This is a genomic window from Enterococcus sp. DIV1067f (assembly GCF_050543505.1).
GTDB lineage: Bacteria > Bacillota > Bacilli > Lactobacillales > Enterococcaceae > Enterococcus_D > Enterococcus_D entomosocium.
Window position 1 is genome coordinate 3,482,966 of record NZ_CP172940.1, and the last position, 20,595, is coordinate 3,503,560.

Genomic DNA, 20,595 nt, shown 5'->3' on the forward strand with positions numbered 1-20,595 from the left:
TTTTTATAACAATTAAATAAAACTGCCCTATCAGCTCCATCGAGGTGTTCTGATAGGGCATAAGTAATTATAGAATACTCTGCCTACTCATTTATTTGTTCACTAATTATAGTAATCAGTCGTTCCATAAATGTGTCTGCTTTTACTCAATAGTAATAAGATAGAAAATACTATGAGTGCATACCCCAGGATGATCAAACTGCTTGTGTTTGAAGAACCTGTTTGCGGTAATTTTCCTTGTCCGATTTGAGAAGCATCTGCGACGATCGTTTTCTTATTGTCATCGTCTGCTTCTTCCTCTTCCTTCGCTGTTTCACCAATTCTACCAGTCACAGTGACCTGCCCTGTTGTCGCCTCTGCGACAACGGTTTCTGATAGATCCCAGACAGTCAGAGCCAGTAATGCAGCGATGAAAAAAATGATTCTTTTTCGTTTTTTCATACGATAGATCCCTTCTTTACTGGGATTTCAGTTTTTAGTCTTCCTCTACATCCGGCGCAAAACTCAAGACCAATTTGAAACTTGGGTTTGATTCTTCTGATGCATTGGCAGGTGTTGCTTCACCAGTGAACGCAAACGTCCCTTCATTCGTTCCTTGGTTGCCTTCAAGGGTAAACAATTCTGTTTCTGTTACAGTTGGTGTGCCGTTTTCAAACAACTCAATCCCGTTTACGTTTAACAAGTCTACTTCAGACATATTCAATGGTGTACCAACACCTGCAACAGAAGCGATCACACCAACTGCTGAGTTATTTGTCACCGTGTACGTAGGCGAAACGATCTCTGTATGACTTGACGCTTCTGTCGTATAGAACAAAGCAGTCGTTGGAATCGTTACATTGATCCATTGGTTCAAATCATCGGGATTTGGTCCAGGTGTTGTATTATCGAATTCACCGATGATCCCGTTTACTTGGACATCTCCTGACGTATCGCCTTCACGTCCGTCAATAGTTTGTGTCGCAAAAGCGGTGGTGCCGCTTGCGATTACTCCTGCGATCGTTGCTGTACTTAGAATAGCTGCTACAAATTTTTTCATTTTTATTTCCTCACTTTTCCTTTTTTTAATTCTTAACGATAATCGTTAATTCAGCTTCAGTGACCCCTTGTTTTTCTTTGCTTTCAGGGTCGTAAATATTGATGGTGGCTTTGGCAGGATACTCGCCTTTTGCCAATGGTGTCGCTAAGGCGACATTTTCAACAAATTGATTTGGATAGATCGCACCGGAAGAATAGATGACTTCCCCGCTCGACAGTAAAGAGATATCCACGGCGATTGGGTACACATTGGTTCCTGGATTAACGATTTCGATGGATCCCGTGCTTTGACCATCTTCAAAAATGGCTTCTGGATTGATTTGCAGGGTGAAATAATTCGCATCTGCAATTTCCTGCGCCCGTTCAGATAATCGCTGATCGGTGGCATCGCCAGATTCAGGCAAAAGGTCTGCACTGATCAACGGAACTGCTTCTTTTGATTGATAGAAATAGTACCCGAGTCCACCGGCAAGTACGGCCAATAGCAACAACCACCAGAGCCATTTCCGTCGTTTTTTGTTTTCGGTTTGATTCGTTTGCTCCAATGGATTCACCTCCTTCCCATTTGGTACGATCTTTTTTTCTTAGTCTCGTGGAACAAAGCGTAAGACGATGCGATAATTCGGTACAAGCAAGTCTTCATAATACCCGCCTTGATCGGCTTCTGAATCAACGACCCACTGGGGATAGTCCCCATAGAAATCCCCCGTTAAGGAAATCGGCACGCGGCTTCTTTCTTCTAAGCGAACCAAGTGTTGTTCTTCCATCGCTTCATAGAGTTGAATCTGGGTTTCTTCCGTTTTTAGGTTCAATCGCAACAGCGGGGTTGAGATATCGTCATAAGTAAGGGCTGGGTCTTCCTCTTCGCTTTCAGCGTAATCGAGGGGATCTTCTCCCTCTTCTAACAAGACGATTCCGGCAGGATCACCGATCGCCAATTGATTGATATAAGTATCCACAGCAAGTGGCGATTGATTGCGGATCTCATACGCTTGGCTCTCAAAATTACGATTCGATTCCGCAGGATTGTACAAGGATTCAAAGACCATTTTGGTCGGGATCGTCACCCGCATATGCTCAAGTTTCGATGTCACATCGATACCGATGGTCATCTGGTAGGCTTTATTCCCCACCTCAAGAACAGCGAAGTAGCTGCCGTCTTCGTCCACTTCTCGTGTAAGATCCGTTTCTACGATGCGAAAGTCATCCGTCATATCCGCTTCCGTCAACACATTTGCGGCTTGCGCGCGACTTTCTTGAAGGATCAAAGCATCTAATTCTTCTTGCGTGCTTAATTCATTAATTTTGAAACGGTCTAAAGTGAAGTTATTCGCTCGATAATTAATTCCTTTTATGACTGTTTGTTCTTCCGTTCTATCACCGGTCGTTTCAACAGAAGGTTTCGAAACTGTAATCGTTACCTTTGTCTCGGTCTCAAGACGTTCATTCCCTATCAAATCAATTTGGAACTGTCGGACTTGTTGATTTGACTCTTGATAATCGCCCCAAACAATTCGAGGATCATCTTTTTCAAGAACTACCTTATCTCCAGACGTCGTTTGGTAACTAATAGTCAACTCATCTACGGACTCTGTTGCATATCCAGTAATAGTTTGGGACTGATCGCTTACTCGATCAATGCTTGCGACAAGCTGTTCTGGAGCTACTCGCTCCCAGATATAGGTTCCTGGGGAACTACCATCATAGTTAGCCATAAACTCAGTTGAGTTTTCAAAAGTTATAACCGAACCATCACCCGACAAATTTTCTTCTAGCGTCCAGCGTCCAGTATATTGTTCAGTACTTGGGATTGCTGGTAAGTTTGTAGCAGCAGAAAAAATGGATTGTTCTCCTAATGTTATTCTATTTAATGCGTTAGTATTACCAAACATACTCTGCATATTAGTTACCTGAGAAGTATCCCAGTTGCTCACATCCAGCTCCTTTAATGACCGCGTTTGGCTAAACATAAAACTCATATCTGTAATTTGAGAGGTATTCCAACTACTTACATCTAGCGTAGTTAAAGACTCTGCAAGTTGAAACATGGCTCGCATGTTTGTTACTTGAGAAGTATCCCAGTTGCTCACATCCAGTTCCTTTAATAACTGCGTTTGGTTAAACATAAAACTCATATCTCTAACATTTGAGGTATCCCAGCGACTAACATCTAACTGTTTGATGGATCTTGCAGCACCAAACATATTGTGCATATCTTCTACATTTGAAACGTCTAAGTTTTCAGCATGCTCAATGGTTTCTAAGTTGTTTAATGAAGAAAACAATCCTCTAGAATTTCCTGGCAATGCAACGATATTTTCAATAGTAATTTGTTTAAGGGAAGTATACGTTCTCCAAGGTGCTTCTGTTACAGAACCTGCAATTCCTCCGTATAAAATAATAGATTCTGCTTCTTCGTCATATTCCCAAGGTACGGTGCCCCATAAATTTTGTTGCGGTTCGTACCTTTCGTATAAATAAAGAACAACCTGCTCCTCTTGGGTAAAAGTACCGGATGCGTTATTAGGGATTCGACTAACATTCCACCCCTCAATTGTTAATGCTTCTGTTGAATACTCTTCATCAAATAAGCCTGTTAGAATTTCGTCTTCTACTAATTTATTTCCTTCGGCATCTTCATGCTTTACTATAATGTCTCCACCTTGCAAAGGAGCGAACATAGCCTGAACGACTGAATTACCTGCCCCCATAATTAAAGCAGGAAATAAATTAGTTGGGGACAGCAAGTTGACTGGTCCGGATACAACTTCCCATTCAACAAAGTGATAACCTGTATTAGGAATTGCTGTAACATTACCAAACCCCATTCCTACGTCACCCCAAATTACAGTAGAGTTCGTAGCTAGATTAATAGCAGTACCTCCTCTAGGTGGATTGGCAATTAAATCAATACGATACTGGGTTGAGCGACTACCTTCATTGGCTTTTTCAGGTTCGCTTTCGCTCTCATCAAGTTCTTCTTCCCCCTCTTTGATATTTGACGATTCGCTTTCAAAATCATTTAAGCTGTCAAAAACTTCCGTTGATGCATCTACTAATTGAAATGGGACATGGGATAGAAATAAGACAGTGATTAAAAGAAATCTCCCCAGAAAGCCAATAGATATTACCCGTTTCATATTCATACCTCCATAAAATGTCTCAAATTTCTTCGTTTTTGGGTTGACGACAAAAAAGACACCTGAATTTATCAGTTGTCTTAGAAAAAGTTGTTAGATTAGGATTTCTGAAAAAGAGGATACATAACAGACAATCGTTCTAAAAAACGAAGGTTTTTGATACTTTTATTTGTAAGTTTGTATGCATACCTTTTCCTTACATGATTAAGGTTACCTGATTTTTTGGTCAAATTGGAATCAATATTTTCATATACGGATGAAATAAATAAAAAAAACACTCGTTAATACTTTTAACGAGTGTACGGGGATTAGAGAAATGGTTTTCGATACGGATCAATTTTTCTTTCCAGATTCCGCCAGTCATGCTCATCTGGGACAGCTTTCAATAACAAGTAATCTGTTTCAATAATATAGTCTAAGAGGTACCGATTATAGTTTGTGACAATCAAATCAATATGATCGGCATTTAATATTTCTTGTGTCAGATGTTGCAATGGCAAAAAGGTCAACGTGTGCTTTGTACCAAACTGTTGCATTGCACGAGTTCGAATCTGTTGGCAGATGAAGTGATCACCTTCTAGAAGAAAATAAATTCTTTTTGTCGGTGAATAAAAATCAAAAATCAAATCACTGTAGATCGTTAAACTCACACAAATATCTTCAAGATATGGTGCAGCCAAAAAGTCTTTTCTTTGATGCTTCTTTAAAAATCGTAAATTCCGTTGATAGTTTTCATTGTCAGAACGCATGAGAGATTCTTTGATGTCCTGTGCCTCTTTGTTCAATGCAGGAGCTAACGCATAGTTCACTTTTCTAGACAAAAAGAAGGATTGCAAGAAAATTTTTATCTTGGCATAGCTCTCATTTGTGAGCTCAAACTCTTGTAAGTAAGCCTCCGTAAGTTTGGCAATTTCTGATCCTTGATGAAACTGCTGGTAGAACTTTTCCTCCGATGCTTCTCTATCTAAGGTACGTTTACAAATAGTAACTAAATAAATCCATGCAAATTCTTCCTTCGCTAGTTCTACGCCGTAAAGCTTGTTGATTCCGTCTTTTAAAGAATACAGGAGGGAGAAGCTATTTCCTTTGTAGGCTAATTCAATCAAGTATTTCGGGACTGTTATCGGAAAACCAAGGCTCGCCCGTTTGATTGCAATAAAAAAAGTATAGTAAAAAGCAGCTGGTGTTGTTCCAGAGCCAATATCATATTGTCCTAGTTTGTTGTTTAACTGGGTTAAGACCAACTCATGCAATGCGGGGTCGGGAACAAGGGTATGGGCAGTATCAATCCCTTCGTAATAAAAGTCTTTGAAGAATTTCCGTAAATCCGCTTCGCTCCCTTCAATTGTCAATGGATTCGACACCCATTTTAACCGATAACTGCTCAATATTTTGTTCGATTGACCCAACAACCGTCGAAACGTGCTCTCAGAAAAATGATAATGATGGGCTAACTCGTCAATATCCATCAATTCCCCTTGAAAAATATGACCGATGATTTCAAATAAACACTCATTTTCTAGCAAATCTTGTTTCTTTTCTTGGTACACGGAAGGTTTTTTCTCTTCAAAAAGAAAGCCACTATTCCCCGAAATTAGGGTGATACAATCACCAAAATAGTCTTTCACATACTTGAGATCATTTGCAATTGTGCGTTGTGTGACTTGCATCTTTTCTGCCATTTCACCAATTGTAAATAAACGATCTCGTTCCATCACACTCAAAACTCGAAATAAGCGCTTAGTTGTGCGATTACTGATAAATGCTAACTGTAAGTCTCTCATATTCTCCGCCTCATATCTCACTACGTCTTTTGTCTAGATGTTACATACATAACACAACAACAAAAAATGAGCAACACACGGCTCTTAATCACTTCATAAAAAAATAAGCTGCTTCTAAACACAAAAAGGCTCAAATGCTCTTATGCTTTTCCATTATTATCTATTTGCTTACAAAACATTCTAATCTCCTTAGCGATGGTGGAGAAGAGGAATGATCTCGAGCTTCTTTCATTGCAAAAATCTCCTTTAAATGGTTTAATGGTTTAAACTTTTAAACGATTTGAGAGAGACAATTATGATAGATTATGCCAATCTGCAACAAGATTTTTCTGAGTTAAGTGATTTTTTAATCGCGCTAGGTGACAAAAAAAGACAAGCTATCATCATTCGGTTGCTAGAAGCGGAAAATTGTGCTGGCTTACAGGTCACTTCCTTATTAGAGGCCACCAATTTATCTAGACCCGCCATTTCACATCATTTGAAAATCTTGAAAGAAGCCAAAATCGTGAATTTCAGGCAAGAAGGAACAAAAAATTATTACTATCTCGATCATGAGCAAACAGAAATAAAAAAACTCCAATCCTTTTTAACGAAAGTCATTCACATTATGAACGAGAGGGACCATTCATGAAGAAAGTATTAGTTGTTGAAACAAACATTCAAAAATATGCTGGCACGAACGAGGCTACCGGACTTTGGTTAGGAGAAAGTGCCGAGTTTCTAGATGAGGTCTATCAACAAGGGGTTGACGTTGATTTCGTAAGTCCATTAGGAGGCTTTGTTCCTCTAGATCCAAGAAGCATGAAATATATAGATCAAGCCATTATGAACATTTATCTGGAAGAAAATTTCATTCAAAACGGCTTGATTCAAACGAAAAAACCCGCAGAAGTAAATCCAAATGACTACCATGCGATTTATTTTACCGGAGGGCATGGTGTCATGTGGGATTTTCCTGATAATAAAGAGCTGCAAGAACTCGCTTTAGCTATTTATGAAAACAATGGGTATATTTTATCTGTTTGCCACGGAATCGCTGGTTTACTAAATATAAAAGATAGAGAAGGAAGCTTTTTGATTTCTGGAAAAAAAATCACAGGATTTACGAAAACCGAAGAATTTCTCGCCGGGAAAATGAACAAAGTTCCTTTCTTTAATCAAACCGCCGCAGAAGAAAGAAACGCTCAATTCAAAAAAAGACGCTTTTATAAAGCATTTGCCCTAAAAGATGGGCGGATCATCACTGGCCAAAATCCTTTTTCTGTACGTGCTGTAGCAAAACTATATCTTGAGGAGGTACAGTCATGCAAACAATTTTAGGAAGCAATGGACAAATCGGCTATGAACTAGCAAAAGAACTATACAAAAATTACACAAATGAGCTTCGACTAGTTAGCCGGAAGCCTCAAAAAATCAATCCTACAGATCAGATCGTTTCCGCAGATTTGATGGACTTTTCGCAAACGAAAAAAGCGATTGAACATAGTGAGATTGTTTACTTCACTGTTGGGTTACCGATGGATGCTGAGCTGTGGGAAACCAATTTTATGAAAATCACAGAAAATGTCATCCGCGCTTGCCAAGAAGCACAGAGCAAACTGGTTTTTTTTGATAATACTTATATGTATCCAAAGGATCGTACCCCCCAAAAGGAAGACACGCCATTTTTTCCAGCAGGCAGGAAGTCCCTCGTACGCTCTAAAATGGCTCAATTGGTTTTATCCGAGATGGAAAGTGGCCGTTTAGATGCGGTGATTTGTCGAGCCCCAGAATTTTACGGCCCAGGCAAGACCCAGAACATTACTAATACACTCGTCTTAAACAATATAGTCCACAATGCTCCCGTCAAAATACCTGTCAATAAGGACACTTTACGCACACTTATATGGACACCTGATGCTAGCCGAGCAATGGCCCTTATCGGTAATACGCCTAGTGCCTATGGCCAAACTTGGCATTTGCCCTGTGATACACCTCATAGTTTCCAAGACATGATCGATCTCGCCGAAAAAATTGAAGGCAAACCATTGAAATACCGCGTCATTCCTTTGTGGCAATTTAAACTTGCTAAGCTATTCAGTAAAAACGCGCACGAACTAAGTGAGTTATTACCTAGATACACGGTGGATAATCTTTTTGTCTCTGATAAATTCAAAAAGGCATTCCCTCATTTTAAGATCACAACGTTTGAAGAAGGCATTAGGCAGGTACTTGTTGAGAATAGGGCAGGATGACTGACAACACTTTATTAACCCCAATGAAGAGAATGACTGATGAGAAGCTACCCAGCTTTTAGTAAATCAAATTCAAAGAATATTCGCGTTAGTAGAAAGTTGAATTAGATATACTTATTTTACCGTTAGCAAAACCGTTCATTACACCGTCACTATTATTAATAAAAAGGATATTCATCCCACCCAAACACAATTAGAACAGGAATATAGAAAACCAATTAGGCATAGGCCTAATTGGCTTTAATAAGACATTCTGTTTCCTTTTTCTTTGCTCGGGCTAATAGAAAAAAACAGGCACTAAGAAGTAATTTTGAGGCAGCTAGACAACAATATAACTGAAGACGAGAACGAAAGAAAAAATTCTTATTTGCGACATTCGATTACGCAAAAAATATATATGAACATCTATTATTAGCCATCCTTTTTTCTAGCTCTCATTTTAGTTAACCTTTTTATCTATCCTAACTGCTATAAAAACTCTCTCACACGTTCTTTAACATGCTGCTATTGTTCCAACTTCTTTATTGCTAAAGCTAAGCAGCCGATCAAACCTGCATCGTCAGCAAGCATTGGAGTTAGTAGGTATTCTTCGAGAGTGGGCGTATCCACGTAGGAACCCATTTTTTCTTTAAACGCTTGGCGAATCAACTCGAGTAGTTGCGGCTGTTTCATTACACCCCCGCCTAAAATTATTACTTCCGGTGCATATAGTAACGTTGTGTTATACACACACTGAGCAAGATAATCTGCCTCAATCGTCCAATAAGGATGATCAAATGAAATGGTCTGGGCTTTTCTTCCAAAGCGCTTTTCAATCGCGGGTCCTGAGGCTAACCCTTCCAAACAATCATGATGAAAAGGACAGATTCCTTCAAATTGATCTTCATTATGACGTTGTAAGAGCATATGTCCCATTTCAGGATGACTGAAACCTGTGACTATTTTTCCATCGACTACAGCACCACCACCAACACCAGTACCAACGGTGTAATAAAGAACACTATTTTTACCTTTTCCATACCCTGCCATATATTCTCCATAACAAGCAGCATTTACATCGGTAGTCCAATAGATGGGAACCGACAAGGCGTTTTCCAAAGCTCCTACAAAATGATAATTTTGCCAAGCTAACTTCGGAGTGTTGGTGATATATCCGTAAGTTCTTGATTCGATTTGAATATCAATAGGCCCAAATGCTCCTACACCAATTGATGCGATATTTCCTTTGTACTTATCAAAGAAATCAAACACTTGCTTCATCGTTTCTTCTGGTGTTGTGGTAGGAAAACTTTTCCGTTCTATCACTTGTAATTGTTCGTTACCAATCCCACAGACAAACTTTGTTCCACCAGCTTCTATCCCGCCATATAACATTTTATCTACACCTTTCATTCACTCATTTTCAAAAAAAGAAACGTATTTGCACTAAGCAAAATCGTTTCTCACTAAAGATTTCGTTGTTCCACCTTCACCAAATTCAATCGGCAATACGGTACGTTTTTCTACTGTCTCTCCATTAATGACAGCAATTAATTTTGCCACTGCCACTTCCGCCATTTGCTTTGTAGGTTGGGCAATTGTTGAGACGAGATAAGGGTCTCCTTCTGTCATCTTTTGACCATCAAATCCGATAACTTGGACATCCTCTGGTACGTTTTTCCCTATTTTTTCAAGCATACCAATGACAGCTAATGCCATCGGATCGTTGATCGTAAAAATCCCATCGATATCGGGATTCTCTAACAAAAAATTTGTTACACGTTCTGAGAGATGGTCTAAAGGTTCTAACATATCTAACGCTTTATAGGAAATCCCCAGTTGACGGCACTCGATCTCAAAATATTTTCGACGACTCTTCGTTTCATTCGGTGTTTCTTGGTACCCACCGATATATGCTACATTCTGACATCCTCGGCGATAAAGTTCATTTGCAGCCAAACGTCCACCGGCCGCATTGTCAGCGGTCACATAAATCACCTCTTCAGTGAAATAACGGTCAATACTAACAAAAGGCAGATTACTCGAAATGTATTCATCGATATCTGAATAAGTAATTCCAATGATGCCGTCTACTTTATTTTGGCTGACCATCTGGATATATTCTTGTTCTTTTTCACTATTACCACTGGAGTTACACAAATAAAGCTTGTAGTTTTGTCTTTCTAATGCTGTTTCTACATGGTAGGCAAATTCGCCAAAAAATGGATGCCATACAGTGGGTAGAATCAAAGCAACCGTATTCGTATGCTTCATCTTTAACCCCCGGGCATAAAAATCTGGTTGATAGTTTAACTCTGTCATTGCTGCTTCAACTTTTTCTCTAGTAGAAGCTTTAACAGAGCCGTTATTCAATACCCGGGAAACAGTTCCTACTCCGACACCTGCTAATTTTGCGACATCTTTCATTGTTGCTTTCATAGTTGATCCCTCACATTTCTGCACAAGTTTAGTATAATGAATTTTGTCATAAATTACTAATTTTTTCAAAATACTAATAGCAAATCCATGGGAAATCTAGCTATCTGTTCTTTTCTAAAAAATTATCCTTCAAAACCTATTAAATAATTGATTCATCGCCTAAGCAATCAAACATTTATTTCACACTCGCTGTTTCAAAAGCTTGAATACGACTTTCTCCGATCGAATGAAACAAGATATCTCGAGCTTTTTCCAGCTCATAGAAAGTAGCCGTCATAACTTCTAACCCATTAATAAAGACTTCAACTGATGAGGTATCTCTAAAAATCTCAAGAACGAGCTGATTATCAATCAAAGGTACTTCAACTTTTCGGACATTCAGAGGGTCTTCTTCCGCCCCTGTAAGCTCTCTTCCTAGTTTCTGACGATCCAATTCAAAAACCTGTGTAGCAGTGTCATAGGCTAGTTTGAGACAATCCGTCTTAGACCGCAGTAATTCAATTGTAAAAACTTCTGCTTTCTCCAAATCTGCGACTAGATGTAAATATGAAGAATCCGACAGTGCGTTTCGAAATACGACTGATGTGTCAGTCACTGCGATATTTTCACTGCCTTGTTGATAAACTAAATGACTATATACAGTTGAGATGGGTTTTTGTACCAATCGATTTTTTTTCACTCTTAACTCTCGGGGCAAACTCATAGAGCCTGCCCAAAGATGGCCTAACTCATGTGTAGGCAATGTACGATCCCACATCTGCATCCAAGCAATCATCACCCGTCCACCATTAGGATCTGTTGTTGTTTGTGGTGCATAAAAATCCATTCCAAAATCCATTTCATGGAAATTATCAACTATCATCTGACCTGTTTCCCAGTCTACCTCACCAATACAAGCCATGGTAGAACTGATATTATGATATTCCAGTCCGTTCTTCTTGATTTGTATCGGTGACATGATTAAGACATCTCGTCCGTCTAAATGGAATAAATCAGGACATTCCCACATTATTCCTTGCTCTGAAGTCCCTTCTAGCAACACAGAGAAAAAGTGCCAAGTATACAAATCTGACGATTGAAACATCACTATTCTACCAGTAGACTGTGTAGATTTAGTAGCTACTACCATATAGTAAGCATCGTTGTGAACAATTACTTTAGGATCACGAAATTCTTGTATCAGCCCATTCTCACCTAGCTGTTTTTCTGCTACCACAGGATTACCACTGTATTTGCTAAAATGAATACCATCTTCAGAGACCGCCAAACATTGATGCTGATGGCTAATACCATCAATTTCTTGACAGCCTGTATAAAATAAATATAGTTTTCCGTCTCTTTCAATTGCACTTCCTGAGAAACACCCGCCGCTGTCATAAGGTTGATCTGGGGCTAACGCTACTGGTAGATCTTCCCAATGGACCAAATCACTACTGCGCGCATGCCCCCAATGCATGGGCCCCCATCGACTATCGTAAGGATAGTATTGATAGAAGAGATGGTAATGCCCTTTGTAATATATAAACCCATTGGGGTCATTTATCCACCCGATGGGTGCGGAAAAATGATAGTTTTGTCGATACTGAGGGTTAACTTTTCCTCGCATCATTTCAATAAATCGATTTGCTTTATCCAAAATCGCCGTTTCTTCTACTAACACTTATTGTGCTCCCTTCAAAAAATTATCATAGCCAGTTTGTTTTATTTGAATCCATTCTTCCAAACCTACACGTTCCAATTCAGCAAGGTATTCTTCCCATTCTTCATCGATTTTACCGCCGGTGATCCACTCTGCTCTTTTGCGATAGATGTAATCCCACATATCTGTTTCAATTTTTGCTAATCGATCTGTTTCTTCTTTTTCTAAAAAGACACGCGGATAGATATTGTCTTCTGTAATATATGGCAAATACGTGTCATGCATCAAATCTAAACGCCACTTCGCATCATCTGGCATAGTAGTGACTATGCCGTAATAAGAATCAAGAACTGCTAATGGTCCTCCAGCTTCGGTTTTTTGTCTTAGTTCCCCCGGTGCTGTCCCCTCTAAAGGCAAATGTTTTAACATACCATCCTTTAATTCAAAAATATTCGCCTGTGCTTCATCACCGTAGGTTCCCCAGTTATTTTGGACAGACTGTAACGGTTCATACATTTTATCTATCCACCTAGCTGTAAGTTCCAAGTTTTTATTCGCACTAGTAATTACGAAACGATCTCTTGAGAAACCCATGCCATTCGTACGAGTAACGTGTTTCGTTCCATCTGGTCCCGCTAAGACTGGCAAGACGTCATAACTATCATCTGCACCCGTGATATTTGCTTTATCCCAAGTAAAGTACACGCCATACTTATGTTCTTTCCCTTTGGCAACATACGTATTCCAATCTTGTTCGAAAGCCTCTTTATCAATAAGACCTTTATTATTCATTTCATTGAAATATTTGATGGCATCTTTATACCCTTCTTTGTTAGCAGTAAATTGTACCTGGCCATCGTTATCAACGACTAAGTGGTCATCATTATCACCTAGACCGAATGCCCCCATTAAAAATTTTAAGTCTTCGTTTCCTCCATTGTTAATAAAGCTAAAAGGAATTTCATCTGCTTCACCATTACCATTTGGATCTTGCGTCTTGAAAGCCTCCAACACAGTCATCAACTGATCAGTGGTTTGCGGCATTTCAAGTCCCAAATTATCCAACCACTCCTTGTTGATCCAAGCCATCCCATTTACTGTATGAATCGACTCTTTTCCTTCGCCTAATTCTTCAATCCAAGGCATAGAGTAAATGTGACCATCAGGTGCAGTAGACATTTGTCGGTATTCGGGGTTTTCATCAAAAATTTTCTTCAGATTTGGCATATAATCTTCGATCAAATCTTCAATCGGTACAATAACACCACTTTCCGCCCAGTTTAATAAATCATAGTCACCTGCAGCGGCGTTGAAGATGGCATCTGGTAAATCACCACTAGCGATATCCAAATTTCTTTTTTCGGCAAAATCACTACTGTAGTTTGTCCAATCAATATGGAGATTGGTCTCTTCTTCTAATCGTTGGAAAATCAATTTGTCATTAGGATCATTGGGAGCCAAAGGGGCACTTTGAGACATCATTTTTAAAGATACTTTTTCTTTCAATGGAAAAGAGACATTTTCTAGTTCATAATCAGGGCTTGATTTACTCTTTTCTTTTGAGCCTCCACAAGCCCCCAAAATTAGTACGGAAGTAAAAACGATTGGCAGCATCCATTTTGCTTTCATCTTAAAATCTCCTTTATAATTTTTATTCATACAAATAGTGAACAATTCTTACCCTTTAACAGAACCAACTAAAACACCTTTATCAAAATATTTTTGGAAGAAAGGATACATTATGATTAATGGCAGACTAGAAATGACGATCGTTGCGTATTTGATCAACTCAGCAATTTGTTTCATTTCTGCCATGGCAGTATTGGCTCCCACCATGTCTTGTGAGGGTTGGTTTTGGATCAAAATATTTCTTAATACGAGTTGCAACGGCTGTAAGTCGGGATCTTTGATGTAAATCATGGCATCAAAATATGAGTTCCATTGCCCAACAAAGGCATATAAAAACAATACGAACATAATTGGTTTAGCTAATGGAAGCATGACTTTGAACAGTATTTGCAAGTCATTGGCGCCATCGATAGTAGCAGCTTCAGAAAGTTCTTTTGGCAAAGCACTAAAATAGGTACGGGCTAAGATAATATTCCACACATTTATAGCACCTGGTACGATAATCGCCCATACACTATCTAACATGCCCAAGTTCTTTACCAATAAATAGGTAGGTATCAAGCCGCCACCCACGAACATTGTAATGACAAAAAAAGTCATAATAATCTTTTTCCCCGCCAAGTTAGGTCGAGACAAAGGATACGCAGTGATCATCGTAATAAATACAGTCAATAAGCTGAAGCTAAAAGAGTAAAACAACGAATTTACAAAACCGCGTAAAATGGAATCATCTGCAAATACCCGTTGATATCCTTGTATTGTCCAATCTTTCGGATTGAAGCTTATACCTTTATTGATCAAAGTAGCTGGGTCCATAAAAGAAGCTACCAGTACATAAATCAGCGGAACAATGGTGATGACGACTAAAAAAGTTACAATCACTCGATTCAACCATAAGATTTGACGGTCGATTTTTGATAAAGCACTATTCATAATTTTCTCCTTTCATTACAAGCCTTGACCATCGTTTAGCCGCTTGGTTATATTGTTGACAATCAGTAATAAAACGACATTAATAATCATATTGAACAGACCAACAGCAGCAGAGTAGGCATAATCACCTGATTGCAAGCCGACTTTGTATACATAAGTGGAAATGATTTCTGAGGCAGGGATGTTCATTGAAGTTTGCATCAAGTAGGCTTTTTCATATCCTACATTCATAATACCGCCGGCGGCCAAGATGAAGCTGATCACCATCACAGGCCTCAATGCGGGCAAATCGATATGCCAAATCTTTTGTAAAATATTTGCCCCATCGATATTTGCTGCCTCATATAAATCGGTACTGACTCCCGCCAGCGTCGCGGTGTAAAGAATGGATGACCAGCCGATTCCTTGCCAAATTCCCGATAAAATATAAATCGTTCTGAAATAAGCTGGATTAGACATGAACATAATTGGTTGCCCCGTAACCTTTTCTACTAACCCATTAATAGGTCCATTTGCGGATAGGAACAAAAACAGCATCCCCACGATAATAACTACTGAGATAAAATTCGGCGCATATAGAATCAACTGGATTTTCTGTTTTATTTTTTTATTGATAATTTGATTCAAGCTCAGTGCTAAAATAATTGGTGGAAAAAAACCTAACAATAAACCATAAATGCTAATTTTTAATGTGTTGCTCAGCAAAAGCGTAAAATTTGGTGAACTGATAAATTCCCTAAAGTGATCTAGTCCTACCCAAGGACTTTCCAAAATTCCTAGCATAGGATTATAGTCTTTAAATGCAATCACAGCACCGTACATTGGCACATACTTAAAGATAAACGTCATGATGATACCTGGTAAGAGCAACAAGTACATCCACTTATCACGCCGCAACTGTTTCTTTAATTTTTCCCACTTCGAGATATTTTTTTTATCCCGTTGTACCGCCCTTATCTCACCACCTGGTCCCAATGTCTTTTCCAATTCAATCTCCTCCCAATACATTTTAGAAACGTTTCCATTTTCGTCTAAAAAAATAAAAATTTAACGAAGATGCATTTTGGAAACGTTCCCACTATTTTCGTTTATAGATTACCATAGCCATTTTTTTAAGTCAATATTTTTTTGTAATTATTCTTTCACCCACACTAAGCTTCCTTCAATTCATTTATGGTTTACGAAAATTGTTAAAAATTAAGGATCTCGATTATTTCATTAATCCTATTTTTCTCTACTTTTCTAGAATTCTTCTTTTATGAGTTTACTTATCACAACTCGCATCCTCTAATCTCTTTTCTACCAATCATTCACTATTTAACCGTTCCAATCGGAAGATTATCTGGTTAATTATTTAAAAATAGCTCGGATTCACATTTATTTTTTGCTTTTTAACTAACTAAAAGCGAAAAGATAAAAGTTAGATATGTAAATGTATATAAGGTTAGGAGCTGTTAGATGAGCTTTATAGGGGAATCTTGGACAAGTAAGGTCGCCAATCAAAATTTAAAAAATGTGTAGCACCTAAGAGTATTCACTTTTTCATCCGCCAACTGAAAGAAATTAGCGAAAAAGAGTAAACTTACAAAAAATGAGTTTACTCTAGATCAATATAATAATTAACTGCGCCCTTCCTCATCCATCTCTCGATAATCAAATTCATAAAACACAGCTTTTGTGTCATAGCCTGCATAGTCAACCGCTGCTAGTCCGACAAATGCTCCGGTGAAGAAGCCGCCGCAAGTTTGTAATACATAATCATCCGATAGAATAGCAGAATCAAATTCGATTGGTAAATCTTGCCATGTTTCTCCATCAAAGGAATAGGCATATCTATAGGTCTGCTTGCGGACTTTTGTTTTGAACCATAGAAAATCCACAGCATCTGGAATGGTAATTGCATTTTCTCTTAAGTAGGACGTATAGGTTCCTTGATTGTTTTCAGCTACTTCAATTACTTTTCCATTTTCTTCATTCCAAGTGATAAAAATGAAGGACCAGTGTTGGTCATTATAGTAATTGGTTAGTCCTGCCATTTGTTGGTAAGAAAATGGATCAAATTTTACTTTTGTTATTGCATCAAAATAAAAGGTTTGCCAACGGCGTGCGATCATTGAAAGATCATGATGATTTGTTAAGCTTCCTTTTCCAATTAGTTCTAGTTTCCCATCGCCTACACTGCCCATTTCTGCTGAAAATGGTACACGAAGGGTCTGCCAGTTTTTATTTAGCTGCTTCTCACTAAAGTCATCATAATGAGAGCGGCTACTCAAAACTTCGGTAGGTGCTGCATCTTTAGGAGCCTCCACGCTTGTTTGTCCCCCATGTCCACCAACGATTCTTGGTCAGTCTTCAGAATCCCATTCAACTTTTTGAATGGCAGTCTCACGTCCTAAAGTTGACCATCCGCGAGGATTTGTCACCGACTCGTTTTCTCGATGTAAGGGTCTGGCACATAGTGATGCATAGTACCATTCGCCTGAAGGAGTAGACACAAGCGCCCCATGTCCTTGCTTTTGCAAGTATGAATGAGGCGTATCGTAATTGGTTAGAAACGGTCCATGAGGATCTGTCTCGAACGAATCAGCTTCCAGTGAAGAGGACCTAGCTACGACTTCTTGATGGGTAAAGACAGTTCCACCTTCTGCCACAAATAAATAGTAACGCCCATTTATTTTGTATAGATGCGGTCCTTCAACTAATCCTACATTCGTTCCTTCATAAATCATTCGAGCAGTTTCTGGTTTCAACTGCATGGTTTCTACATCAAATTCGGTCAGTGTAATGCCATTGAAAGGATTTTTATACTCTCGATGATCCCACGTCTGTTGCACGAGGTATTTTCTGCCATCCTCATCATGAAACAGAGAGGGATCAAAGCCAACGCCATTCAATCGAATCGGTGTAGTCCACGGTCCATGGATATTCGTTGCGGTAGTCAAATAGTTGGTCATGTCCTTAAATGACTCATCCACACCTTTGACGTCGGTAAACACCAACCAAAATTTATTGTCTGCATAGGATAAATCTGGTGCCCATATTCCACCAGACGACGGATTTCCCTTCATGTCTAGCATCTCTACTGAATCGAGAGGAGCATCCAGCAGTTTCCAATGGACCAAATCTTTTGATTCGTGCAAACGAATCCCAGGGAACCATTCGAACGTTGAATTAGCTATATAGTACGTATCTCCTACTCGGATGATGGACGGATCAGGATGAAAGCCGGATAAGACAGGATTTTTTATTTTCATAGGAACACCTCTTTTTTTAAATTTAAGCTACAGTTTTTGATTAGTATTCATTTCAAGCCGTTCGCCCTTGTTGCCCCACTCCTCAAAAAACAAATCAAGTGAAAATCGTCGAATCAAATTACGATACACACCGTAATTGATTACACCACTAAGAAAACAAAGATACGCCAAAGAGAAATACTGCATTAAGAAAATTGACAGTCCAATAAATGCACTATTATAAACAGTGACTGAAGGCAATCGGTAGCTTATCAGCAATGACCATTCTATTTTCTTCTTAAATGGGATTTGAGTGACGCGGAAATCGCTTGAAATCAGTAAGACAAAGAGCATACTGCTTAATAAAAAACAGCTCGTAAGGACAAATGGCAAAAACATAACAGATCGTTGATATAATATCAGTATTTTCAGTCCAAAGAGGATCAAGAGAATGATCAGAGAATACAAGAAATATAATCCCCAGTTTTTCTTCAAGCATTCTCGATAGTACTGAAAATAGTTCTTTGTACTCGATAAATGCTCTGGGTTGTTAAATAAGCCGAATTGAGCGGACAGACTTGCAATAAAAAAAACTAGGGGTACCCAAAAGAAGACAATATTATTCAGAGTCAATCGAAGAAAAAACAAGTGCATCAGGAGTAAACTATTCGACAGGATGAAATACAGCTGACAAACCAAAAGCCGATAGGCTGAGTGGACGATGGTAACGGTCCACTCAGAAATAGCGTGAAAGAAAGGATTCATACTTACCTCCTATCCTTTGATACCCGAACTTGTGACACCTTCGACAAAATACTTTTGCGCGCTGAAGAATAAGATGATTGCTGGCAACAATGAAATCACCGACATTGCAAACACTTGATTCCATGGGGTATTCGTAGATGGGTCAACGTTGAGCCGCAACGCAAGAGATACTGGGAATTTGTCTTGTGAAGTGATATAAATCAATGGACCTAAGAAATCACTGAAACTCCAAACGAATTGAAAAATCACACAAGAAATCAGTGCAGGTTTTAATGCCGGAATCAGGACACGCCAGAGAACACCGAAAGAAGAACAACCGTCAACGATCGCTGCTTCATCGAGATCCCGTGGAATTGAACGCATAAACTGGATCATCATGAACACGAAGAAAGGTTCTTGTCCTAAAAATGAATTGGCCAGTAACGGAACATACGTATCTAATAGATCCAAGCGATTCCAGAAGAGATACAAGGGGATTCTGGTTACGACTTGAGGTAAAAACATCGTTGCCATTAACAACGAAAACATGATTTTCTTGAATGGAAAGTCAAACCGAGCAAATCCATAGGCTGTAAGAGTCGCCGAGACAACGGTAAAAAGAATCTTTGGAATGACGTATTTAAAGGTATTGATAAAATACAAGGTGAACGTATAATCGCCCTTGGTGTTCCAACCATCAATATATGCTTGGAAATCAATCGTTGAAGGAATGAAGCCGATTGATGTGAAAATCTCTGTGTTCGTTTTGAAGGACGCTCCAACCATCCAAATAATTGGATACAGCATAATCAGTGCAACGACCGTCAACAAAATATAGCGAATCAGTGCTTGACCATGCTTACTCGAGTGCTTCTTTTTTGCAGATGCTACAGGGGTTTCCTCCATTTATTTCCCACCTCCATCAGAATAATAGACCCATCGTTTTTGGCTCGTGAAAAGAAGAACCGTTGAACAAACAATCAACGCAAACAACACCCAACTTGCCGCACTTGCGTAGCCCATATCAAATTCTTTAAATGCTTTATCATAAATAAACATTGAGGACAGATACGTGGCATTGAGGGGACCACGACCGGTGACAATAAAAGGACCGTTAAATTCTTGAAAGGCATTGTTCAGCTGCATCACTAAGTTGAAAAAAATGGTTGGTGTGATCAAAGGAATCGTAATTTTGAAAAACTGGGTCACCCTTGATGCGCCGTCCAAACTCGAGGACTCATACAAATCCTGTGGGATTTCCTTCAATGCAGCTAAGAAAATCAACATGGAGGAACCAAATTGCCACACTTTCAAGAGAATCAAGACGACCATTGCGCCTGTAGGTGTCGATAACCAGTTAATTGGCTCGATGCCAACGGTTCCTAGAAAAATATTCACCAAACCTTCTGGTTGAAACATTGATCGCCAAAGCACACCAACGGCCACGTTTCCTCCTAGAATCGAGGGAATATAATACGCCGTCCGATAGAAATTGATGGCTTTTAATTTGAAATTCAGGATAAACGCAACGAACAACGCAAACCCTAGTTGAAAAGGTACAGTAAACACTGTATAAATTAATGTTGCCCGCATCGAATCAAGAAACGTTTGATCCTTAAAGAGATTCACGTAATTTTGGATGCCTAAAAATGCAGGTGTCTGTCCGACGCGAGCCAAAGAATAATCGGTCAGTGAGTAATAAAATGAGGACAAGATCGGCCAAGCGGTCAACAGTAAAAAACCAATCAGCCAAGGGGTTACATAGATCAAGCCCACTTTTTCCTTTTTCATAAAATCCCTCCA

17 protein-coding genes and 1 pseudogene are annotated in these 20,595 nt (G+C 39.1%); 3 read left to right on the forward strand and 15 right to left on the reverse strand.

Going from position 1 to position 20,595, the window contains the following annotated elements:
- Positions 1-102: 102 nt before the first annotated feature.
- The 5 genes from IGJ42_RS16170 to IGJ42_RS16190 form a co-directional block, all read right to left on the reverse strand.
- Entirely contained in the window at positions 103-441 is a 339-nt protein-coding gene (locus IGJ42_RS16170) for an LPXTG cell wall anchor domain-containing protein (protein ID WP_430615804.1), read from the reverse strand.
- A 34-nt stretch (positions 442-475) separates the two neighbouring features.
- On the reverse strand, positions 476-1,039 hold the full coding sequence (locus IGJ42_RS16175) for a hypothetical protein (protein WP_430615806.1): 564 nt from the start codon (positions 1,037-1,039) through the stop codon (positions 476-478).
- Positions 1,040-1,064: 25 nt separating this feature from the next.
- Entirely contained in the window at positions 1,065-1,583 is a 519-nt protein-coding gene (locus IGJ42_RS16180; protein ID WP_034871937.1) for a hypothetical protein, read from the reverse strand.
- Positions 1,584-1,622: 39 nt separating this feature from the next.
- Positions 1,623-4,184 carry a BspA family leucine-rich repeat surface protein gene (locus tag IGJ42_RS16185; RefSeq protein WP_430615807.1) on the reverse strand — a complete coding sequence of 854 codons (2,562 nt, stop codon included), beginning with the start codon at positions 4,182-4,184 and terminating at the stop codon, positions 1,623-1,625.
- Positions 4,185-4,486: 302 nt separating this feature from the next.
- Positions 4,487-5,962 (reverse strand): helix-turn-helix domain-containing protein, encoded by a 1,476-nt coding sequence (locus tag IGJ42_RS16190; RefSeq protein ID WP_008381810.1) that lies wholly within the window; start codon positions 5,960-5,962, stop codon positions 4,487-4,489.
- Positions 5,963-6,257: 295 nt separating this feature from the next.
- Here IGJ42_RS16190 and IGJ42_RS16195 point away from each other — a divergent pair, with 295 nt between their 5' ends.
- From IGJ42_RS16195 to IGJ42_RS16205, 3 genes are read left to right on the forward strand one after another with little or no spacing between them, the layout of a single operon-like run.
- Complete coding sequence (locus tag IGJ42_RS16195) at positions 6,258-6,593, forward strand: ArsR/SmtB family transcription factor (RefSeq protein WP_142437256.1); 336 nt, start codon at positions 6,258-6,260, stop codon at positions 6,591-6,593.
- A complete protein-coding gene (locus tag IGJ42_RS16200; protein WP_008381806.1) occupies positions 6,590-7,282 on the forward strand; it encodes a type 1 glutamine amidotransferase domain-containing protein in 693 nt (230 codons plus the stop codon). Before IGJ42_RS16195 ends, IGJ42_RS16200 begins: the two co-directional genes overlap by 4 nt.
- Positions 7,267-8,196, forward strand: coding sequence for an NAD-dependent epimerase/dehydratase family protein (locus tag IGJ42_RS16205; protein WP_430615808.1), 930 nt, complete (start codon positions 7,267-7,269; stop codon positions 8,194-8,196). The genes IGJ42_RS16200 and IGJ42_RS16205 overlap by 16 nt, the downstream gene beginning before the upstream one ends.
- Positions 8,197-8,700: 504 nt before the next feature.
- Here the strand turns inward: IGJ42_RS16205 and IGJ42_RS16210 are convergent.
- The 10 genes and pseudogenes from IGJ42_RS16210 to IGJ42_RS16255 all read right to left on the reverse strand — a co-directional run bounded on the left by IGJ42_RS16210 (position 8,701) and on the right by IGJ42_RS16255 (position 20,583).
- Positions 8,701-9,570: an ROK family protein gene (locus IGJ42_RS16210; RefSeq protein WP_034878228.1), complete on the reverse strand. Its 870-nt coding sequence runs from the start codon at positions 9,568-9,570 to the stop codon at positions 8,701-8,703.
- A gap of 51 nt (positions 9,571-9,621) precedes the next feature.
- Positions 9,622-10,614 (reverse strand): LacI family DNA-binding transcriptional regulator, encoded by a 993-nt coding sequence (locus tag IGJ42_RS16215; protein WP_008381799.1) that lies wholly within the window; start codon positions 10,612-10,614, stop codon positions 9,622-9,624.
- A gap of 175 nt (positions 10,615-10,789) precedes the next feature.
- Positions 10,790-12,274: a glycoside hydrolase family 32 protein gene (locus tag IGJ42_RS16220; protein ID WP_430615810.1), complete on the reverse strand. Its 1,485-nt coding sequence runs from the start codon at positions 12,272-12,274 to the stop codon at positions 10,790-10,792.
- Positions 12,275-13,882, reverse strand: a complete 1,608-nt coding sequence (locus IGJ42_RS16225) for an ABC transporter substrate-binding protein (protein WP_430615812.1) — start codon at positions 13,880-13,882, stop codon at positions 12,275-12,277.
- Between the two features lie 48 nt (positions 13,883-13,930).
- A complete protein-coding gene (locus IGJ42_RS16230; protein WP_005230433.1) occupies positions 13,931-14,815 on the reverse strand; it encodes a carbohydrate ABC transporter permease in 885 nt (294 codons plus the stop codon).
- Positions 14,816-14,830: 15 nt separating this feature from the next.
- Positions 14,831-15,823, reverse strand: coding sequence for an ABC transporter permease (locus tag IGJ42_RS16235; RefSeq protein ID WP_005233042.1), 993 nt, complete (start codon positions 15,821-15,823; stop codon positions 14,831-14,833).
- A gap of 611 nt (positions 15,824-16,434) precedes the next feature.
- Positions 16,435-18,069, reverse strand: a pseudogene (locus IGJ42_RS16240) (glycoside hydrolase family 43 protein).
- A gap of 27 nt (positions 18,070-18,096) precedes the next feature.
- Positions 18,097-18,813 carry a hypothetical protein gene (locus IGJ42_RS16245; RefSeq protein WP_430615813.1) on the reverse strand — a complete coding sequence of 239 codons (717 nt, stop codon included), beginning with the start codon at positions 18,811-18,813 and terminating at the stop codon, positions 18,097-18,099.
- Positions 18,814-18,822: 9 nt separating this feature from the next.
- A complete protein-coding gene (locus IGJ42_RS16250) occupies positions 18,823-19,698 on the reverse strand; it encodes a carbohydrate ABC transporter permease (protein ID WP_430615814.1) in 876 nt (291 codons plus the stop codon).
- Complete coding sequence (locus IGJ42_RS16255) at positions 19,699-20,583, reverse strand: carbohydrate ABC transporter permease (protein ID WP_016621141.1); 885 nt, start codon at positions 20,581-20,583, stop codon at positions 19,699-19,701.
- Positions 20,584-20,595: the final 12 nt, after the last annotated feature.